This window comes from Synechococcus sp. R55.2 (assembly GCF_047462075.1).
Taxonomy (GTDB): domain Bacteria; phylum Cyanobacteriota; class Cyanobacteriia; order Thermostichales; family Thermostichaceae; genus Thermostichus.
This window is the reverse complement of sequence record NZ_JANSIH010000340.1, coordinates 39322-42713: the sequence shown is the minus strand read 5'-3', so window position 1 is coordinate 42713 and position 3392 is coordinate 39322. Positions and strand designations below refer to the sequence as shown.

The 3392-nt window shown below is 60.4% G+C and carries 3 protein-coding genes; 2 read left to right on the top strand and 1 reads right to left on the bottom strand.

The genetic code is table 11. The annotated features are described in order from the left end of the window. Positions 1–679 (bottom strand): serine hydroxymethyltransferase (locus NW838_RS11055; RefSeq protein WP_414428044.1); only part of this gene is annotated, 679 nt, incomplete at its 3' end. A gap of 261 nt (positions 680–940) precedes the next feature. Here NW838_RS11055 and psaM point away from each other — a divergent pair. Further along, positions 941–1033, top strand: coding sequence for a photosystem I reaction center subunit XII (gene psaM, locus NW838_RS11050; RefSeq protein ID WP_011434349.1), 93 nt, complete (start codon positions 941–943; stop codon positions 1031–1033). A 194-nt stretch (positions 1034–1227) separates the two neighbouring features. After that, positions 1228–3392: ATP-dependent DNA helicase RecG (gene recG, locus NW838_RS11045; protein ID WP_414428043.1), on the top strand; the 2165-nt coding region annotated here is incomplete at its 3' end.

Genomic DNA, 3392 nt, shown 5'->3' with positions numbered 1-3392 from the left:
GGTTGGGGTGGTGTCCGGTGGCCACCAGGCCGGCAATATGGGCAATGTCGGCCAGCAGATAAGCTCCCACCTCATCGGCAATGGTGCGGAAAGCAGCAAAGTCGATTGCCCGCGGATAGGCAGAGTAGCCGCAGATGATCAGCTTAGGCCGATGCTGCAAAGCCAGATCCCGCACTTGATCGAAATCGATCCGCTCCGTTTGGGGATCCACCCCGTAATGCACCACCTGGAACCATTTGCCGGAGACATTCACCGGCGAGCCGTGGGTGAGGTGGCCGCCATGAGACAAATCCATGCCCATGATCGTGTCCCCCGGCTGCAGCAGGGCCAAGAAAACAGCAAAATTGGCCTGCGCCCCGGAGTGGGGTTGCACGTTGGCGTGAGCCGCCCCAAACAGTTGCTTGGCGCGGTCGATGGCCAACTGCTCAATCTCGTCGATAAACTCGCAGCCGCCGTAGTAGCGCTTGCCGGGCAACCCTTCCGCATACTTGTTGGTGAGCACCGAGCCTTGGGCGGCCAAGACAGCAGGAGAGGTGAAGTTCTCGCTGGCGATCATCTCCAGGTGATCCCGCTGTCGGTTGAGCTCTTGCTGGATCAGGCGGTAAACCAAGGGATCCGTTTCCGCCAGGATGGCCAGGTTATCCCGTAGGGTGGTCAGACTCTGGGGAGCAGCTACCATGATGACGCCAAGACCGAACTTCGCAGGAGAAATGGGCAAGGACTGCTTCGCCGTCGCAACAGCGTTGCGAAGCAACATCGTAGCATGACCCGCAAACCAGCAGTGCAGGCCCCGGCTTTTATACTTGGGGTCAACCGAGATGGACAGGGGCTGCTTTGTAAAGAATGTTGAGCTTTTCTTCTCGATGTCAGGGCTACCCCTCAAGCTACGGTAGAGTGAGGGGGCTGACTTTTGTGCAATTCCACTGTTAGGGAGTTGGCTATGACGGACGCGCAAGTTTTCACCATCCTGGCGATTGCCTTGGTGCCGGCAGTGATGGCTCTGCTTTTGGGATCCGCCTTGGCCCGTAGCTGAAGCCCCCTCATCCCCAGGGATCCCTTTGGCCTGCCCCGTCGCGACAGCGTTGCGGAGTAACAAGGCAGGCTTTTTTCTCTATCAAGACATGGAGAGTGTGGCTTGCGCTGTTGTGCTTGTTCGGCTGTACTGCCGTTGTTGGCTAAAGTTGAATTGATAAGGAGTATTCCCGGCAGCCAAGCAACTTGACGCAGGTGGATCTACAGCGGCTCCAGCGCGCCCTTTCTCTGGAAGCAGAGTTGGGGTTTACCAATCTCCAGGGGCGAGAGCAGACCTTCTCTCAGTTTGTGGGGAGCGTGTTTGGACAGGATCCCCCCTCCGACTGGGTGCTGGATGGAGATGACCGGCGACGGTGGCGAGAACTGGGATCCCGCTATACCTTGTACCCGGAGCTGGAGCTGCCCGAACGCCAGCACCTGGTGGCCGAAACTCGCCGCTGGCTGGAGCGAGTCCGACGTCAGCAAGAGCTGTCCCGACCGAGTTCCCACCAACCTGGCTCGTTTGCAGCCTCGTTGCCACAGCGCTCTGGTTTCCCTGCCGTAGGCGTAGCAACAACCCCCCCAGAGGCAGGGCGGAGCACGATTTCCCCATCTCTCCCCGCCGGCCTCAGCCTGGAGCAGCCGCTGCAGTTTCTCAAAGGCATTGGTCCCAAGTCAGCGGAGAAACTGGCACAACTGGGCCTACACAGCGTGCGGGATGCCCTCTACTACTTCCCCCGCGACTACCTGGACTATTCCCGGCGGGTGCTCATCCGCCAAGCCAAGGTGGGGGAGACCGTTACCCTTGTAGGGACGGTGAAAAGTTGCAGTTGCTTTACCAGCCCTAAGAATCCCTCGCTGACCATCTTCAACCTAAAGATTGCCGACAAAAGTGGTGTAATTACCCTCAGCCGCTTCTACAGCGGGCGGCAGTTTGCCCAGCGCAGTTGGCAAGCTTCCCTGGAGCGGCAATACCCCAAGGGGGCCCTGGTGGCTGCCAGCGGCCTGGTCAAAAAGGGCCGGTTGGGCCTAACGCTGGATAACCCGCAACTGGAGGTGCTGGGGGGAGAGGGCGAGGAGCTGGACAGGCTGGGCAAGATCTTGCCAGTTTACCCTCTCTCAGAAGGGATCCCCGCCGATCTGGTGCGCAAGGCGGTGCAACTGGCTTTGCCGGCGGCGGCCTTGGTGGAGGATCCCTTGCCGGCGGATCTCAAGCGGCAGTTGCAGCTTTTGGACTTGCCTGTTGCCCTGCAGCAGATCCACTTTCCTGAGACCCGAGAGCTGCTGGCCCAGGCCCGGCGGCGGCTGGTGTTCGATGAGTTTTTCTACCTACAACTAAGCCTATTGCAGCGGCGACACCGCTATCGTGCCCAAGCTCAGGCCATACCTCGTTACCAGCCGGCTAGAGGGGAGCTGTTGGATCGCTTCTACCAAATCCTGCCCTTTCAGCTTACCGCTGCCCAGCAGCGGGCCATCGACGAGATCCTAGCGGATCTGCGGGATCCCTTGCCCATGAACCGCCTGCTCCAAGGGGATGTGGGATCCGGCAAAACCGTGGTGGCGGTGGCGGCTTTGCTGGCAGCCATTCAATCCGGCTGGCAAACGGCCCTGATGGCTCCCACCGAGGTCTTGGCCGAGCAACACTACCGCAAGTTGGTGGAATGGCTAAGCCAGCTACAGGTGCCCGTCGAACTGTTGACCGGCTCCACCCCTCCCGCCAAACGCCGGGAGATCTTGCGGCAGTTGCAGACTGGGGAATTGCCCTTGGTGGTGGGCACGCATGCTTTAATCCAGCCGGCGGTACAGTTTCGCAACCTGGGGCTGGTCATCATCGACGAGCAGCACCGCTTTGGAGTAGAGCAGCGGGCCGCCCTGCAACAAAAAGGGGATCACCCCGATGTGCTCACCATGACCGCCACCCCCATCCCCCGCACCCTCACCCTGGCCCTGCATGGGGATCTGGATGTTACCCAGATTGACGAGTTGCCCCCGGGGCGCAAGCCCGTGCATACGGTGGTGGCTCGACCTGGAGATCGCCTACAAGTGGTGCGGCTGATGGAGCGGGAAATTGCCCAAGGGCGGCAGGCTTACGTGGTGCTGCCTCTCATTGAGGAGTCGGAGAAGCTGGATCTGAAATCCGCCATTGAGGAACACCAGCGTCTGCAGGAAAAAGTCTTCCCTCAGTTCCGGGTGGGCTTGCTGCACGGGCGCATGACCAGCAGCGAGAAGGAGACAGTCATCGAAGCTTTCCGCCGTCGGGAGCTGGATATTCTGGTTTCCACCACGGTGGTGGAAGTGGGGGTGGATGTGCCCAACGCCTCGGTGATGCTGGTGGAGCACGCAGAGCGCTTCGGGCTCTCCCAACTGCACCAACTGCGGGG